The sequence below is a fragment of the Streptomyces sp. NPDC032472 genome, assembly GCF_040636955.1.
Classification (GTDB): domain Bacteria; phylum Actinomycetota; class Actinomycetes; order Streptomycetales; family Streptomycetaceae; genus Streptomyces.
Genome location: NZ_JBEZVK010000015.1, coordinates 126386 through 142401, shown reverse-complemented (window position 1 = coordinate 142401; position 16016 = coordinate 126386). Strand labels below are relative to the sequence as shown.

The 16016-nt window shown below is 71.1% G+C and carries 17 protein-coding genes; 7 read left to right on the top strand and 10 right to left on the bottom strand.

Annotated elements, in window-relative coordinates; translation table 11 throughout:
* Window position 1 precedes the first annotated feature (1 nt).
* Window positions 2-922, top strand: coding sequence for a helix-turn-helix transcriptional regulator (locus AB0F11_RS12775; protein ID WP_362171515.1), 921 nt, complete (start codon window positions 2-4; stop codon window positions 920-922).
* A 205-nt stretch (window positions 923-1127) separates the two neighbouring features.
* On the opposite strand, the gene AB0F11_RS12770 is transcribed toward AB0F11_RS12775, so the two are convergent.
* From AB0F11_RS12770 to AB0F11_RS12755, 4 genes are all read right to left on the bottom strand, one after another.
* A complete protein-coding gene (locus AB0F11_RS12770; RefSeq protein ID WP_362171512.1) occupies window positions 1128-1688 on the bottom strand; it encodes a Clp protease N-terminal domain-containing protein in 561 nt (186 codons plus the stop codon).
* Window positions 1688-1897, bottom strand: a complete 210-nt coding sequence (locus AB0F11_RS12765) for a helix-turn-helix domain-containing protein (protein WP_042818984.1) — start codon at window positions 1895-1897, stop codon at window positions 1688-1690. The genes AB0F11_RS12770 and AB0F11_RS12765 overlap by 1 nt, the downstream gene beginning before the upstream one ends.
* 78 nt (window positions 1898-1975) lie before the next feature.
* A complete protein-coding gene (locus tag AB0F11_RS12760) occupies window positions 1976-2938 on the bottom strand; it encodes a zinc-binding dehydrogenase (protein ID WP_362171509.1) in 963 nt (320 codons plus the stop codon).
* A 532-nt stretch (window positions 2939-3470) separates the two neighbouring features.
* On the bottom strand, window positions 3471-4673 hold the full coding sequence (locus AB0F11_RS12755) for an NADP-dependent malic enzyme (RefSeq protein ID WP_362171506.1): 1203 nt from the start codon (window positions 4671-4673) through the stop codon (window positions 3471-3473).
* A gap of 527 nt (window positions 4674-5200) precedes the next feature.
* Between AB0F11_RS12755 and AB0F11_RS12750 the strand changes: the two genes are divergently transcribed.
* From AB0F11_RS12750 to AB0F11_RS12735, 4 genes are all read left to right on the top strand, one after another.
* Complete coding sequence (locus AB0F11_RS12750; RefSeq protein ID WP_362171503.1) at window positions 5201-6157, top strand: ABC transporter substrate-binding protein; 957 nt, start codon at window positions 5201-5203, stop codon at window positions 6155-6157.
* Window positions 6158-6205: 48 nt separating this feature from the next.
* Complete coding sequence (locus AB0F11_RS12745; protein WP_362171570.1) at window positions 6206-7144, top strand: amino acid ABC transporter permease; 939 nt, start codon at window positions 6206-6208, stop codon at window positions 7142-7144.
* Window positions 7141-7908, top strand: a complete 768-nt coding sequence (locus tag AB0F11_RS12740; RefSeq protein ID WP_361906693.1) for an amino acid ABC transporter ATP-binding protein — start codon at window positions 7141-7143, stop codon at window positions 7906-7908. Before AB0F11_RS12745 ends, AB0F11_RS12740 begins: the two co-directional genes overlap by 4 nt.
* Window positions 7909-8185: 277 nt before the next feature.
* On the top strand, window positions 8186-8815 hold the full coding sequence (locus AB0F11_RS12735; RefSeq protein ID WP_362171500.1) for a CGNR zinc finger domain-containing protein: 630 nt from the start codon (window positions 8186-8188) through the stop codon (window positions 8813-8815).
* Here the strand turns inward: AB0F11_RS12735 and sodX are convergent.
* Window positions 8719-9132 (bottom strand): nickel-type superoxide dismutase maturation protease, encoded by a 414-nt coding sequence (sodX, locus tag AB0F11_RS12730; RefSeq protein ID WP_362171497.1) that lies wholly within the window; start codon window positions 9130-9132, stop codon window positions 8719-8721. The genes AB0F11_RS12735 and sodX overlap by 97 nt on opposite strands.
* A gap of 181 nt (window positions 9133-9313) precedes the next feature.
* Between sodX and sodN the strand changes: the two genes are divergently transcribed.
* On the top strand, window positions 9314-9709 hold the full coding sequence (gene sodN / locus AB0F11_RS12725; protein WP_048475438.1) for a superoxide dismutase, Ni: 396 nt from the start codon (window positions 9314-9316) through the stop codon (window positions 9707-9709).
* A 186-nt stretch (window positions 9710-9895) separates the two neighbouring features.
* On the opposite strand, the gene AB0F11_RS12720 is transcribed toward sodN, so the two are convergent.
* On the bottom strand, window positions 9896-10831 hold the full coding sequence (locus AB0F11_RS12720) for a LysR family transcriptional regulator (protein WP_362171494.1): 936 nt from the start codon (window positions 10829-10831) through the stop codon (window positions 9896-9898).
* Between the two features lie 206 nt (window positions 10832-11037).
* On the opposite strand from AB0F11_RS12720, the gene snpA reads away from it, so the two are divergent.
* Window positions 11038-11712 (top strand): snapalysin, encoded by a 675-nt coding sequence (gene snpA, locus AB0F11_RS12715; RefSeq protein ID WP_362171491.1) that lies wholly within the window; start codon window positions 11038-11040, stop codon window positions 11710-11712.
* A 312-nt stretch (window positions 11713-12024) separates the two neighbouring features.
* Here snpA and AB0F11_RS12710 read toward each other — a convergent pair whose 3' ends face one another.
* From AB0F11_RS12710 to AB0F11_RS12695, 4 genes are all read right to left on the bottom strand, one after another.
* Window positions 12025-12609: a dihydrofolate reductase family protein gene (locus tag AB0F11_RS12710; RefSeq protein ID WP_362171488.1), complete on the bottom strand. Its 585-nt coding sequence runs from the start codon at window positions 12607-12609 to the stop codon at window positions 12025-12027.
* Window positions 12610-12678: 69 nt separating this feature from the next.
* Entirely contained in the window at window positions 12679-13308 is a 630-nt protein-coding gene (locus AB0F11_RS12705) for a GNAT family N-acetyltransferase (protein WP_362171485.1), read from the bottom strand.
* Window positions 13309-13442: 134 nt separating this feature from the next.
* A complete protein-coding gene (locus AB0F11_RS12700; RefSeq protein ID WP_362171482.1) occupies window positions 13443-14501 on the bottom strand; it encodes a family 2 encapsulin nanocompartment cargo protein polyprenyl transferase in 1059 nt (352 codons plus the stop codon).
* 38 nt (window positions 14502-14539) lie between these two features.
* A complete protein-coding gene (locus tag AB0F11_RS12695; protein ID WP_362171479.1) occupies window positions 14540-15946 on the bottom strand; it encodes a family 2B encapsulin nanocompartment shell protein in 1407 nt (468 codons plus the stop codon).
* Window positions 15947-16016: the final 70 nt, after the last annotated feature.

Sequence of the window (16016 nt, the reverse complement as noted above, 5' to 3'; positions counted from 1 at the left end):
CATGCCGCCCGTCTTCGCCCACGGCCGACTCCGCCTGTACCTCCTCAAGCTCCTGGACGAGGCCCCGCGCCACGGCTACGAGGTGATCCGCCTGCTGGAGGAGCGCTTCCAGGGCCTGTACGCGCCCAGCGCCGGCACGGTGTACCCGCGGCTGGCCAAGCTGGAGGCCGAAGGCCTGGTCACGCACGCCACCGAAGGCGGGCGCAAGGTGTACTCCATCACCGACGCCGGCCGCGCCGAGCTGGCCGACCGCGGCGGTGAACTCGCCGACCTGGAGCTGGAGATCCGCGACTCGGTCTCCGAACTCGCCGCCGAGATCCGCGACGACGTACGCGGCGCGGCCGGGGCGCTGCGGCGCGAGATGCAGGCCGCGGCCTCCGCGTCGGCGACCCACGTCGAGGACGAGTCCTGGACGGCGGCGAAGGAGGAGCTGCGCCGGGCCCGGCAGGAGTGGAAGGAGCAGGCGCGGCGGGCGAAGGACGAGAGCCGCCGGGCCCGCGAGGAGGCGCAGGCGGCCCGCCGCCAGGCCAAGGAGGCGCAGGAGCGGGCCCGCGAGGAGGTCATGCGGATCGCTGCCCAACTCCAGGAGCAGTTCACGAAGTCGGGCGGCATGCTGAGCAACCTGGCGGGCAGCTGGCTGAGCGGCGGCCCCGCCGCCCCGGGCACCGAGGCCACCGGCTCGGCCCGTGCCGAAGAGGACGGCGGCTCCGGCACGCCCGCGCCCGACTCCCGCTGGGCGGAGGGCTTCGCCTCCACCGGGGACCCGGGCCGGGACCTGGACCGGCTCCTGGACCGCTTCCGGGACGACGTCCGGGACGCGGCCCGCGACCACGGCGTCACCGCGGCCCAGCTGACCGAGGCCCGCGCCCACCTGGCCACGGCCGCGAACCGCATTGCCGCGCTGCTGCGGCCGCCCCGCTAGAAGGCCGGTCAGGCCGCCGCGCGGGGACGGGGTTCGACTGTCACTGTCGCTGCGGGCGGCCGGTTCGGCTGCCTCTGCGCGGGGCCGTTTCCCCCTCGCCGCCCCTTCCCGAAACCGGGGGCTCCGTCCCGGATGGGCCGTCCGGTGCGAGACCGGCGGCAGGTCGTCAACGCCCCGAAGGGCCCGACACGTCCTGGGTGGCCGGTCAGGCCGCCAGGCCTGCCTCTGCCGCCGCGTACGTGACGCCGTGGTCCGCGAGGACCTCGGCGGCCGTGCCCGGCGCCGTGATCAGGGCGAGCAGCAGGTGCCGGGCGGTGATGCGGTTGTCGCGCCGGCCGACTGCGATGCGCAGGGACTGCTCCAGGGCCTTCTTCGCACCCTCGGCGAACGGAACATGACGCTTCACCGGCTCCGGCCGGCCCAGCGCCGAGCGCACCGAGGAGCCAAGGGTCCGCCGCCGGGGGGCCGCCGGGGCCAGCGCGCCGGCGCCGTGGGCCTCCTCGATGCGGGAGACGATCTCCCCCAGGTCGATGCCGAGGCCTGCGAGGGCCTCCTCGTCGGCCCGGGACATGCCGCCCCGGCGCCGGGCCGCCGCGAGGTCCGCGGTCACCGCGGCCCGGTCCACGCCGAGGGGGTCCAGGACGCCCTGTGCCATCAGGGCCCGCAGCAGGTGCTCCTCGGTGACCTTGGCGTCCCCGCCCTGCCGGGCCTCGGCCACGGCGCCGGTCACGGTGTCCCGGGCGTCCCGCGTGAAGCGTTCGAACATCAGAGCCTCCCGTGCTTCTTGTGGACCGCCTGCCGGCTGACACCCAGCTCGGCCGCGATCTCCTGCCAGGACCACCCCTGCGCTCGGGCGCTCCGCACCTGTACGGCTTCCAGCTGTTCCAGCAGCCGCCGGAGCGCGGCCACGGCCCGCAGGCCCACGCGCGGGTCGCGGTCGCCGGCCCGCTCGGCGAGATCGGTCGCTTCCGTCATGCATGTCAATGTAGGTTGACACCCGAAGGGTGTCAACCTACATTGACGAGAGACCCGGACGTACGCCGCGGCAGCCGCCTAGACCGTCAGGACGACCTTGCCGAAGAGGTCGCCCGACGCCAGCTTTTCGAAGCCCTCCCGGGCCCGGTCCAGCGGCAGGACCTCGTCGATCACCGGCCGCACCCCGGTCGCCGCGCAGAAGCTCAGCAGGTCCTCCAGTTCGTCCTTGGACCCCATGGTCGAGCCGACCACCTTCAGCTCCAGGAAGAAGATCCGCGTCAGCTCCGCATGCGCCGGCCGGTCCCCACTCGTGGCCCCCGAGATGACCAGCGTGCCCCCGGGCCGCAGCGACTTCACCGAGTGCGACCACGTGGCCGCCCCGACCGTCTCGATCACCGCGTCCACCCGCTGCGGCAGCCGCGCCCCCGGCTCGAAGGCCTCCACCGCACCCAGCTCCACCGCCCGCTTCCGCTTGGCCTCGTCCCGGCTGGTGGCGAAGACCCGAAGGCCGGCCGCCTTGCCCAGGACGATGGCCGCCGTCGCGACACCGCCGCCCGCGCCCTGGACCAGGACCGAGTCCCCGGGCCGCACGCCCGCGTTCGTGAACAGCATCCGATACGCCGTCAGCCACGCCGTCGGAAGGCAGGCGGCCTCCTCGAACGACAGCTCGGCGGGCTTGCGCAGCACGTTCCAGGCGGGGACGGTCACCTGCTCGGCGAAGGTGCCCTGGTAGCGCTCGGTCAGGATCGAGCGCGGCTCGTCGGGGCCGACGCCGTGGCCGCTCTGGCCGATCACGGAGTGCAGGACGACCTCGTTGCCGTCCTGGTCGATGCCGGCCGCGTCGCAGCCGAGGATCATCGGGAGCTTGTCCTCGCCGAGACCCACCCCGCGCAGCGACCAGAGGTCGTGGTGGTTGAGGGAGGCGGCCTTGACGTTCACGGTCACCCAGCCGGGGCGGGCCACGGGGGCCGGGCGCTCGCCCAGCTCAAGGCCGCTCAGCGGCTGGTCACGGTCGATTCGGGCGGCATAGGCAGCGAACATGCGGCGAACCTACCCCCCGGTAGCGTGCGGGGGCCAGAGCCGCCGCCACCTTCCGGGTGAGGCCTTCGTCGCACGGGCCGCCACCGAAACAAACCCCGTCGGCGGGAACCGGCCAGGGGTCCGGGAGCGTCCGGGATGGGCCGACAGGATCAAGAACGGAACTGTCCGTCATCCACTCAACTACGGTCCGTACGTGCAGTCTTGCGCCTCGCCGACACGGAAGCGGAACGTCAAGATCAGGCCTCGGAGGGCGGTAATATTCAGGCCGTACAGCCCAGGTTCATCATGAACCTGTCATATGGCTGCACGTCAGCGGCGCAGGTGCGCCGGCCCGCCGTCGGCGCCCCGTGCGCCGCCCGCACGGGCCCGCCCTCCCCCCACGCGCCGCTGCGGAGCGACCCCTCCCGGTTCGGGGGCGGGGAGGGTGCGCCCTGCAGAGGGGACCACAACGCGAAGGGGCCCGGCCGGAATCATCCGGCCGGGCCCCTTCGCGTACAGCAGGTACAGCCCGTACAGCAGCAGGCGGACCCGATCAGCCCAGGCGGGCCACGCCGTCGGCCTTGGCGGCGGCGGCGACCGCGGAGGCGACGGCCTCGGCGACGCGCTCGTCGAACGGCGACGGGATCACGTAGTCGGCGGCGAGCTCGTCCCCGACGACGCCGGCGATGGCGTCGGCGGCGGCGATCTTCATGCCCTCGGTGATCCGGCTGGCGCGGACCTTCAGGGCGCCCGCGAAGATGCCCGGGAAGGCCAGCACGTTGTTGATCTGGTTCGGGAAGTCCGAGCGGCCCGTGGCCACGACGGCCGCGTACTTGTGCGCGACGTCGGGGTGGACCTCGGGGTTCGGGTTGGCCATGGCGAAGACGAAGGAGTCCTTCGCCATCGAGGCCACCGCCTCCTCCGGCACCGTGCCGCCGGAGACGCCGATGAACACGTCCGCACCGGCCAGCGCCGTCTCCAGGGAGCCGGTGAGGCCGGTCTTGTTGGTCAGGCCCGCGATCTCCGCCTTGACGTCCGTCAGGTCGGAGCGGTCCGCCGAGACGACGCCCTTGCGGTCGGTGACGCACACGTCGCCGATGCCCGCGTCCACGAGGATCTTGGCGATGGCGATGCCCGCCGCGCCGGCACCCGAGATCACGGCGCGCAGGTCGCCGAGCGTGCGCCCGGTGAGCTTCGCGGCGTTGCGCAGGGCGGCCAGCGTCACGATGGCCGTGCCGTGCTGGTCGTCGTGGAAGATCGGGATGTCGAGGGCCTCCTGCAGGCGGCGCTCGATCTCGAAGCAGCGCGGCGCGGAGATGTCCTCCAGGTTCACGCCGCCGAAGGACGGGGCGAGGCGGACGACGGTCTCGACGATCTCGTCCGTGTCCTTGGTGGCGAGCGCGATCGGGACCGCGTCCACGCCGCCGAACTGCTTGAAGAGAATGGCCTTGCCCTCCATCACCGGGAGGGAGGCCTCGGGTCCGATGTCACCGAGTCCGAGCACGGCCGTGCCGTCGGTGACGACGGCGACCACGTTGGCCTTCCAGGTGTACTCGTTGACCAGCTCGGGCTGCTCCGCGATCGCGGTGCAGACCTTCGCCACGCCGGGCGTGTAGGCGAGGGACAGGTCGTCCTTGTTCTGGACCGGCACGGTGGCCTCGATGGCCATCTTGCCGCCCCGGTGCAGCGCGAACACCGCGTCCGGGTTGTTGTCCGTAACGCTGTCGCTGCGAGGATTGACGATCTCCGCTGCCACTGTTCTTGACCCCTTAAGTCTTTGAATCGTTGAGGGTGGCCACTCCTGGTTAAGGGGTGGGCGGGCACCGCGTTCGTACTCCGCATCGACGGTTGGCCCGTCTCCGCGAAGGGGAGGTTCGTACGCGCGGGGCGCGCCGCACGCGCGCCCTGAGCCCCGGATGAGGGGTGTAAGGATCCGTTGTACCCGAAGAACACTCACCCAGACGAGTCGATTCCGGCTGGACTGGAGGTCTCTTGTCCGGATTTCGGCGAAAGGTCCAAACAGCTGCGTCCGATTGATGAGACGCACCGCAAATACTCCGTCAAAAGGGCCAGGTCACAGCGCTTTCTGCGGTCCATGAGCGGTCTGTCCGCAGGGCTGTGGGGCACACCGGGACACCCGTTATCCGATTTTGACCTGACGAACTGCCTGAATGCGTCAGTCCGAATGGCAAGATGCCGTAATCACACGAGGTCGCGACACTCGAAGGTGCGTGCCCGACCCTCTCTCGCTTGTTTTTCCCAGCCAGTCGGAGGAACCTGCTCATGACCGCAAGCACCACCCGTCGTACGACCGCCGCCCGGTCCCGGATCGCCGCGGTCGGCGCGATCGCGGTCGCCGGCGCCCTGATCCTCACCGGCTGCGGTGACCAGACGGAGAAGGGCTCCGCCACCCCGTCGACGGGCGCCAAGGCCGACAGCTCGGCGCCGCTCTTCTCGGCCCTGCCGAAGAAGATCCAGGACGCCGGTGTGATCAAGGTCGGTACGGACTCCGCGTACGCCCCGATGGAGTTCGTCGAGAACGGCAAGATCGTCGGTGTCGACCCCGACATCGCCGAGGCGCTGGGCAAGCAGCTCGGTGTGAAGTTCCAGTTCACCGCCGGTACCTTCGACGGCCTGATCACCTCGATCTACACCGGCCGCGAGGACGCGATCATGTCCTCGATCACGGACAACAAGAAGCGCCAAGAGGGCCTGGACGACAAGGGCCAGAAGATCGGCAAGGGGGTCGACTTCGTCGACTACTTCTCCTCCGGTCTCTCGCTCCTCGTCAAGAAGGGCAACCCCGAGGGCATCAAGTCCATGGACGACCTCTGCGGCAAGACCGTGGCCGTCCAGCGCGGCACGATCTACGAGGACACCTTCAAGGCCCAGGCCGAGAAGTGCGGCGACAAGAAGCTCACCATCCAGGCCTTCGACACCGACGCCGAGGCGCAGACCCGCGTCAAGGCCGGCGGCGCCGTCGCCGACCTGAACGACTACCCGGTCGCCGCCTACACGGTGAAGACCTCGGGCGGCGGCAACGACTTCGAGATCGCGGGCCAGCAGAGCGACGTCGGCCTCTTCGGCATCGGCGTGAGCAAGGACAACACCCAGCTCCGCGACGCGCTGAAGCAGGCGCTGGACGCCGCGATCAAGGACGGCTCCTACGCCAAGGCCCTGGAGAAGTGGAACGTGCAGGACAGCGCCGTGAAGTCCGCCACGATCAACGCCGGCCAGTAAGACCCGCGCTCCACGCTCCACTGAAGGGCAGTCATTGTGACTGACAAGATCGACAAGGGTCCGGCCGACACCCCGCCGGCCGGACCCGGCCCCTCGGGCACCCCGTACGAGGCCATCAAGGCCATCCCGGTGCGGCACTACGGCCGCTGGGTCAGCGGCGTCGTGGTCGTCGCGCTGCTGGCCTGGCTGGTGTACGCCTTCGCCAACGGCAACATCATCTGGAAGACGGTCGGCGACAAGCTGTTCGACCCGGCGGTCCTCAGCGGCCTCGGCAACACCGTCATCATCAGCGTCTCGTCCATGGCGCTGGGCCTCGCGCTCGGCATCCTCTTCGCCGTGATGCGCCTGTCGAAGAACCCGGTGACGAACTCCGTCGCCTGGCTCTACATCTGGTTCTTCCGCGGCACCCCGGTGTACGTGCAGCTGCTGGTGTGGTTCAACCTGTCGCTGATCTTCCAGTACATCAACCTCGGTCCGATCTACAAGAACGAGACCGTCGACGTCATGACCCCGTTCATGGTGGCCCTGCTGGGCCTCGGCCTGAACGAGGGCGCCTACATGGCGGAGATCGTCCGCGCGGGCATCCAGTCCGTCGAGGAGGGCCAGACCGAGGCCTCGCACGCGCTCGGCATGACCCAGACGCAGACCATGCGCCGCGTGGTGCTGCCGCAGGCGATGCGCGTGATCATCCCGCCGACGGGCAACGAGTTCATCAACATGCTGAAGACCTCCTCCCTGGTCTCGGCGGTGCAATACACAGAACTCCTGCGGTCCACGTCGAACATCGGCAACACCGCCGGTGCCATCATGGAGATGCTGTTCGTGGCCTCCATCTGGTACCTGGCCCTGACCAGCGTGTTCAGCGTCGGCCAGTACTACCTGGAGCGCCGCTACGCCCGCGGTTCGCTGCGTAGCCTGCCGCCCACGCCGTTCCAGCGCCTCAAGGCCAACCTGAACATGTTCCGCCGTACGGAGGTCGCGCGATGACCGCCCAGCCGATGGTCAAGGCAGAAGGCGTCCACAAGTCCTACGGCGCCGCCCACATCCTCCGGGGCATCGACCTCGAGGTCGCCCCGCGCGAGGTCTTCTGCCTGGTCGGCCCGTCCGGCTCCGGCAAGTCGACGTTCCTGCGGTGCATCAACCACCTGGAGCGCATCAACGCCGGCCGCCTGTCGGTGGACGGCCACCTGGTGGGCTACCGCCAGAAGGGCGACAAGCTCTACGAGCTGAAGGACAGCGAGGTCGCGGCCCAGCGCCGGGACATCGGCATGGTCTTCCAGCGCTTCAACCTCTTCCCGCACATGACGGCCATCGAGAACGTCATGGAAGCCCCGGTGATGGTCAAGCGGGAGTCCAAGGCGGTGGCGCGCGAGCGTGCGATCAAGCTGCTCGACCGGGTCGGCCTCGGCGAGAAGGGCGGGAACTACCCCTCCCAGCTCTCCGGCGGCCAGCAGCAGCGTGTGGCGATCGCCCGCGCGCTGGCCATGGAGCCGAAGCTGATGCTCTTCGACGAGCCCACCTCGGCGCTCGACCCGGAGCTCGTCGGCGACGTCCTCGACGTCATGCGGGACCTGGCCGAGTCGGGCATGACCATGGTCGTGGTCACGCACGAGATGGGCTTCGCCCGCGAGGTCGGCGACAACCTCGTCTTCATGGACGGCGGCGTGGTGGTCGAGTCCGGCAACCCGCGCGACGTCCTGGGCAACCCGCAGCACGAGCGCACGAAGGCGTTCCTGTCCAAGGTGCTCTGAGCGCTCCCGCGCCCGTTCCTGCAGTAAGTCGTCAGGGGCGGTACGGATCCCGATCGGGTCCCGTGCCGCCCCTGACGATTTTTTTCGATTCTCGCTTTCCTACAAGAGTCCTGTTCGGGAACCGCTCGGGGGACGCGGTCCGTAATACTTCCGGTACCGCACGCGAGATCAAGCCGGTCGTCGTGATGTCCGCCCTCGCGAACCCCCCCGTACGTAATACCCTCGAAGACATATCAGCCGTTACCCAGGACCCTCATCGGCACCGTAAGGACTACAAGTGGAACTGGCCCATTACTCGGACTACGCCGTGCGCCTGGTCAACACCGAGGAGCCGGCCCGCAACCAGGACGCGCTCACCTCGGTCGAGGCCGTGCGCGCACTCTTCGGCGCCAGCACGCAGATGGCACGCCGGGTCACCGAGACCGACGTGACGCGCTTCCGCAACGTCCGCGGCCGCCTGCGCGCCGTCTTCGAGGCCGCCGACGGCGGCGACCACGTCCTCGCCGTCGACCTGCTGAACTCGCTGCTCATGGAGTTCCCCGTCAGCCCCCAGGTCTCCGGCCACGAGTACCTCGACGACGAGGGCCGCCCCGACTGGCACATCCACCTCGCCGACCACCCCTCGAACGCCTCCGCCGGGTACGCGGCCATCGCCTCCTTCGGGCTGGCGTTCCACCTCACCGAGCACGGCCCCGACCGGCTCGGCCTGTGCCAGGCGCCGCCCTGCCGCAACGCCTACCTCGACACCTCCACCAACCGCTCCCGGCGCTACTGCTCCGACCGCTGCGCCACCCGGGCGAACGTCGCCGCCTACCGCGCCCGCAAGCGGCTGGAGGCCGAGGCGTCCGCCCACAGCGGCCGCAGCGCCGACACCGCCCAGGACAGCCGCGCCCTCAGCGAGCTCTGATCCGCCCCGCGCGGCCGGAAGCGCAGCACCGCCGTCGCCAGCACCAGCTCCTCGGGCACCGTCCCGTAGTCGCTACTGTCGCCGGACTCGTTGTACGGGTTGTCCCCGAGCACCCACCACCCGCCCGGCCGCCGCTCCACCGCCCGCTTGACCACCAGCAGGTCCTGCTGGAAGGGGTGGCGCAGCACCACCACGTCACCCGGACGCACCACGGCCCCGTACCGGACCACCAGCCGGTCGCCGTGCAGCAGCGTCGGCACCATCGAGGGCCCCGCCACCTCCAGTACCTCGAACCGGGGACGCCTCTGCTCCGCCATGGCCGACCTCCTCGCGCGCTCGCACCTCACCAGGCATGCTGCCGCACACTCCCGTACGTTCGCTCACCGGTCCCCGTCCGACCCTGGACTTTTGTCCTAAGCCCATGGGGCCGCTCGCGAAATACGCCTTCCCACGGAGTAATCTCGCCCTTGAGAAGACGATCACGAGGAGGACAACTCCATGCTTTCCCGCCTCTTCGCCCCCAAGGCGAAGGTCTCCGCCCACTGCGACCTGCCGTGCGGCGTGTACGACCCTGCCCAGGCCCGCATCGAGGCCGAGTCCGTCAAGGCCGTTCAGGAGAAGTACCAGGCCAACGAGGACGCCGACTTCCGCGCCCGCGCCATCACCATCAAGGAGCAGCGCGCCGAGCTCGCCAAGCACCACGTCTCGGTGCTGTGGAGCGACTACTTCAAGCCCCCGCACTTCGAGAAGTACCCGCAGCTGCACACGCTGGTCAACGACACCCTGAAGGCCCTGTCGGCCGCCAAGGCGTCCAACGACCCGGCGACCGGCCAGAAGGCCCTCGACCTCATCGCCGAGATCGACCGCATCTTCTGGGAGACCAAGGCCGCCTGATCCAGGCAGCCCCTCGGTTCTCCTGCTCTGCCACCCGGAGCACACCGTTCAACGGCCCGGCCGCCCAACGCGGCCGGGCCGTTTGTGTTCTCCCCCCGTCCGGGACTCGGCGGCCGGCGCCGGTCCTCCTGGCCGCTCGGGCCCGGCTCGACGGCATCGCCGGGGCTCCCTGACCCCGGCCGGGGGCTACGACGCCGTCAGCAGGGGGCTTTCGTGGTGGTGGAGCCAGGCTCTGTACGGGGGTGTGCGCAGGGCCGCCTCGCGGTAGGCGGCGCGGAGGTCCTCGTAGACCTCGGGGTGTTCGCCGGGGCGGGTGGCGAGCAGCAGTCGTACGGCCAGCGGGTCGCCGGACAGGGGCCGGATGGCCATGTCGTCGCGCAGCCCGGAGGTCGGCTGGCAGGGGGCGACGGCCTCGCCGGAGACGATCAGCGAGGCGGCGGTGTGGTAGTCGGCGTGCAGGACGGGCGGGTCGACGCCGGCCACGGCGAAGACGCGCCGCAGGCCGTCCCATTCGCCGTCGACCGAGGGGTCCACGGTCCACCGGTCGGCGGCGAGGTCCTGTAACTCGACCACCGGACGCCGGGCCGCCGGGTGGTCCAGGCACATCGACACGAACTGCGGCTCCCGCTCGACCAGCACCCGTACCTCCAGCCCCTGCGGGACCCGCAGCGGGCTGCCCTCCACCTCGTGGACGAACGCCACGTCCAGCTGCTCCGAAGCCACCATCCGCAGCAGGGCGTTGGCCGAGACGTCCACCATCAGGGAGATCTCCGTATCCGGCCACCGGCGGTGCAGCCGGCGCAGCCACCCCGGCAGGGCGCGGCTGGCCGTGGAGCCGAGCCGCAGCCGCGGTCCACGGGCCATCGCCCGGGCCTCGGTGACGAGGGCGGCCATGCCGTCGAGCAGGGGACGGGCCCGGCCGAGGACGGTGCGTCCGAAGGGAGTGGGCCGGCATCCGGTGCGCTCGCGCAGGAACAGCTCGCCGTCCAGGGCGCGTTCGATGCGGCGCAGCTGCGTCGTCAGGGAGGGCTGGCTCACGCCGAGCTGCCGCGCGGCCTTGTGCAGGCTGCCGGCGTCGGCGATGGCGCACAGCGCGCGCAGGTGCCTCACCTCGAGCTCCATGTCCCGAGGGTAGGGCTGGCGCGTTCGATTTCACCAGCCACTGACACCCCGTGGATTCCCGCCATTCTCACGGACGTCGGTCTGCCAAAACCCGCCGATAGGACGGCGTTATCGGTGGCTGACATCATCCGCCGGCCCGTCGGGCTCCCGCAGACTCCGGTACCGAACCACCACCCCCCGCACCGGAGTTGAGTAGGAGCCCCCACATGCGCCTCTCCCGCCACACCTCCCGCAAGACCCTCCTGGCCGCCGCCGTGGGCCTCGGCGTGGCCACCGCCCTCGGCGCCGGCGTCCCCACCGCCGGCGCCGCGACCGCCCCGGCCGCCGGCAGCGCGCAGAGCTACGCCGCGTACGAGCGCTCGCAGGAGAACCAGGACGCCAACCGCGCCTTCTTCGAGGCCGTGCAGCGCTCGGTCGCCGAGCAGCGCGCCGCGAACCCGGGCATCCAGGTGGTGACCGTCACCTACAACACGCGCAACGCGCCGAGCTTCCGCACCCAGATCGCCAAGTCCACGCAGATATGGAACAGCTCGGTGACGAACGTGAAGCTCCAGGAGGTGTCCTCCGGCGGCAGCTTCTCCTACCGCGAGGGCAACGACTCGCGCGGCTCGTACGCGAGCACGGACGGGCACGGCCGCGGCTACATCTTCCTGGACTACCAGCAGAACCAGCAGTACAACTCCACCCGCGTGACCGCGCACGAGACCGGGCACGTGCTGGGCCTGCCCGACCACTACTCCGGCCCGTGCTCCGAGCTGATGTCGGGCGGCGGCCCCGGCACCTCCTGCACGAACGCCTACCCCAACAGCACCGAGCGCGCCCGCGTGAACCAGCTGTGGGCCAACGGGCTCGTCGCCTCGGGGCTGGACAGCAAGGGATAGGGCCGGCGAGGGACAGGGCCCGCGCAGGCCCGCCGGGCGCCGCCCGCTACGGCAGCCTGCGCATATGAGGTACGTACTCCGGGCACTCCGGGTTCCTGCAGGGACCGGGGACCCATTCCGGAACGAAGATCCCCAGCGCCTTGCGCCGCCTGACGACCGTGTCGACGGCGCGACCGCAGACCGGGCACGTGTGCTGCTCGTGCCCGGCCTGCGGGGCGACCGTCTCGTGCGCCCGCATGTGGCGCTGATCCGACTGTCCCTGTTCACCGGCCATACCTCCACGGTAGGCCGGTTCCGCGCGTTCGGCGGGTTTCAGCGCTTGACGGCGTACGAGGTGATGATCTGGCCGCCGCCCAGGGCGGTGCAGCCGGTCAGCTCCAGCCGGCGCACCCCGAAGCCGACCCGGGACATCGGCATGCCGGTCCCGGCGATGACCGGGTAGGTCTTGACGACGTACTCGTCGATCTCCTCGTGCAGCTGGGCCGCGAGGTCCGCGCCGCCGCACAGCCAGATGTCCAGGCCGTCCTGTGCCTTCAGCTCACGGACGGCGGCGGCGATGTCCCCGTCGAGCAGCTGCACCTGCGGGTCCGGCGACTCGGTGAGGGAACGCGAGACGACGTACTGCTCGCGCATGTGGCCGTAAGGGCTGGTCATGCCCACCTTGAGGCCGGGCTCGTAGGTGCGCCGCCCCATGAGCACCGTGTCGAACCGCTTCAGCGGCGCGTCCTCGATGCCGAGCTGGGTCCGGCCCAGCGCGGAGATCGTCTCCGGGTACTCGGCCACCAGGTGGGCGACGAACTCCTCGTCCACGTGGGGGTACATGAAGTCCGCTTCGCCGTCCGGGTCGCCGATGAAGCCGTCGACCGTGGTGGCGATGAAGTACGTGAGCTTGCGCAAGCGAATCTCTTCCGTCAGACAGTGCCACCGCTCCGGGGCACGCCGGTCAAAGTACTTCAGCTGTAGTGGTTACGCAAGGGGGGAGGTAGGCGCCGGCTGCGGCTTGCGCCACATCGGCCACATCAGCGGCCCCTCCGGCAGCTGCACCGCCTCCCCCGTGAACTCCCACCCGAGCCGCTCGTACAGCCGCATGCTGCGCTCGCTGCTCGCCTCCAGGTACGCCGGCACGCCGTCGCGGTCGCAGCGCTCCAGCACCGGCCGCATCAGGGCGGTGCCCAGACCCTCGCCCTGCCGGCCAGGGGCGACGGCGATCATCAGCAGGTACTCGTGCTCCTCGGCCGTCGGGTGCACCGCCCCGGTCAGCCGGCCCACCAGCTCGCACCGCTCGTTGTCCGGGTCGGCCACGGCCCGCATCCGCGCCGGTACGTCGTCCTCGCCCCCGGCGTCGTGGCCCTCCGGATCGCCCGCCGGGACCCGCAGCCACAGCGCGGCCGCCGAGCCGTCCGCCGCGTAGTCGATCCGCCCCTCGGCCAGCGCCACGTCCACGAAGACGCCGAGGAACCTGCCGTGCACCGCGGCCCGGTGCTCCGGGTCCGGGAAGACCCAGCTGCTCACAGGGTCATCGCGGAAGGCCTCGTCCAGCAGTCGCGCGACAGCGTCCCGGTCCGCCTGGCCGGCCCGGCGTATGTCCAGCACCACGTTCCACACCCTTCACTGAAGTCTCAATGGCCGTGGCAGATCCTAGAGTTGGTGCCGAAACCGGGAAAAGCCCTGTTCCGGCACCATGCGATGCCGGAACAGGGCTTGCGCACCGCCCGGGGCGCGCTACGGGCTCACCGCGTGCGCCGCGTGACGAACTCCGCCAGCGCCAGCAGCCCGCCCGCCGCGCCGAGGTCCGGCACGGCCCGGGACAGCTGCTGCACCGCCCGGCCCATCCGGTCCGCGGCATGGGCCTGCGCCCAGTCCCGTCCGCCGGCCCGGTCCACCGCGTCGGCCGCCCGCTGTACGTCGTCCCCCGCCATGGGTCCGGCGTACAGCGCGGCGAGCTCCTCGCCGGCCGCGGTGCCCGAGGTGAGCGCGGCCACGACGGGCAGGGACTTCTTGCGGGCGAGCAGATCGGCCCCGGCGGGCTTGCCGGTGTGCCCCGGGTCGCCCCAGATGCCGATCAGGTCGTCGATCAGCTGGAAGGCGAGGCCCGCCTCGCGGCCGAAGGCGTCCATGGCGTCGACCTCCTCCGGCCCGGCGCCCGCGTAGAGCGCACCGAGCGCGCAGGCGCAGCCCAGCAGGGCCCCGGTCTTGGCCGTGGCCATGACCAGGCACTCGTCGAGGGAGACGTGCCGGCGCTGTTCGAAGGCGCAGTCGGCCTGCTGCCCCGCGCACAGCTCGACCATGCAGGCCGCGAGCCGGGCGGAGGCCGCCGCCGAGGCGGGGTGCGGGTCCTGCGCGAGGAGTTTCAGGGCGAGCGCCATCACGGCGTCGCCCGTGATCACCGCGTCCGGGATCCCGAACACCGTCCAGGCCGTGGCCCGGCCGCGCCGGGTGACGTCCTTGTCGATCACGTCGTCGTGCAGCAGCGTGAAGTTGTGGGCGAGCTCCACGGCCACGGCCGCCCGCACCGCGGCGCCGCCGGCCGCGGCATCCTCTCGCCGGAGGGCCCGGGCGGCGGCCAGCACCAGGGCGGGCCGGATGGCCTTGCCCGCCGGGGCCGCGGCGGGCGTGCCGTCCGCGTGCTCCCAGCCGAAGTGGTACATCGCCACGCGCCGCATCCCGCCGGGCAGGCTCCCGACCGCGCGGCGCAGCTCCGGGTCGACCGTTTCCCTCGTCCGTTCCAGCAGGGCGGCGGCCTCGGCCTCCTGCCCCTCGCCGGTCGCGATCGCCTCAGTGGCGCCCATGGCGTGCCCCCTGTCCCCGGTGCTCCTCGGCCGGCCGGTCAGTGCCGGCGGGCGATCTCGACGTTCTCCAGGATGCCGAGCGCGTCCGGCACCAGCACCGCGGCGGAGAAGTAGGCCGTGACCAGGTAGGAGATGATCGCCTGCTCGCTGATGCCCATGAACCGCACCGACATGCTCGGCTCGATCTCGTCCGGGATGCCCGGCTGGTGCAGGCCGATCACGCCCGACTCCTCCTCACCGGTGCGCATGCAGAGGATGGACGTCGTCCGGGCCTCGCTGATCGGGATCTTGTTGCACGGGAAGATCGGCACCCCGCGCCAGGCCTGGAGCGTGCGGCCGCCGACCTCGACCGGGTCGGGGTACACCCCGCGCTTGTTGCACTCGCGGCCGAAGGCGGCGATGGCCTCGGGGTGCGCGAGGAACATCCTGGACCCGCGGCGCATGCTGAGCAGCTGGTCCATGTCGTCGGGGGTGGGACCGCCGTCGTGCGGCTGGATGCGCTGGTCGTACTCCGCGTTGTGGAGCAGGCCGAACTCGGGGTTGTTGACCATCTCGTGCTCCTGGCGCTCGCGCAGCGCCTCGACCGTGAGCCGCAGCTGCTGCTCGGTCTGGTTCATCGGATGGTTGTAGAGGTCGGCGACGCGGGTGTGCACGCGCAGGACGGTCTGGGCGATGGAGAGCTCGTACTCGCGCGGCCTGGCCTCGTAGTCGACAAAGGTGCCGGGCAGGACGGGCTCGCCCTCGTGGCCGGCGGAGAGGTCGATCGCGGCCTCGCCGTAGGCGTTGGTGTGCCGGTCGGGCTGGGAGCGTACGGACTCCACGTGCCGGCGCAGCGAGTCGGCACGGTCGGCGAGCAGCCGGAAGTCCTCGCGGGTCAGGACGAGGGCGGTGCCGGAGGTGACGGCGCGGGCGGTGTACTCCCAGATGGCGTCGTCGTCGACGAGGGAGTCCTCGCCGAAGTAGGCGCCGTCGGCGACCGTGCGCAGGACCGCGTCCTCGCCGTAGGGGCCGGGGCCGACCTGTTCGATGCGGCCGTGGGCGAGCAGGAAGACCTGGTCGGAGGCGCTGCCGAAGGAGGTCAGTTCCCGGCCGGGCTCGAAGTCGACCTGGCGGCACCGCCGGGCGAGCTCGGTGAGCACGTCGAGGTCCTCGTAGGTGCGCAGCAGCGGGAGCTCGCCGAGCTCGGCCGGGATGACCTGGACCTGGTTCCCGGTCTTGACGAACTCCACGCGTCCGTCGCCGACGGTGTAGCTGAGCCGGCGGTTGACCCGGTAGGTGCCGCCCTGGACGGACACCCACGGGAGCGTCTTCAGGAGCCACCGGTCGGAGATCTCCTGCATCTGCGGTACGGACTTGGTCGTGGTTGCCAAGTTCCGCGCAGCCGAAGTCGCAAGACTCCGCTGGGGGGTCTGGACCTCGGATTCGGAACCTGCCTGGACCGGCATGCGCTTCCCTTTCGATCACTCCGTGGATCTGCGGCAGAAGCCTTTCAGCACCGAACGTGGTGGGACCATT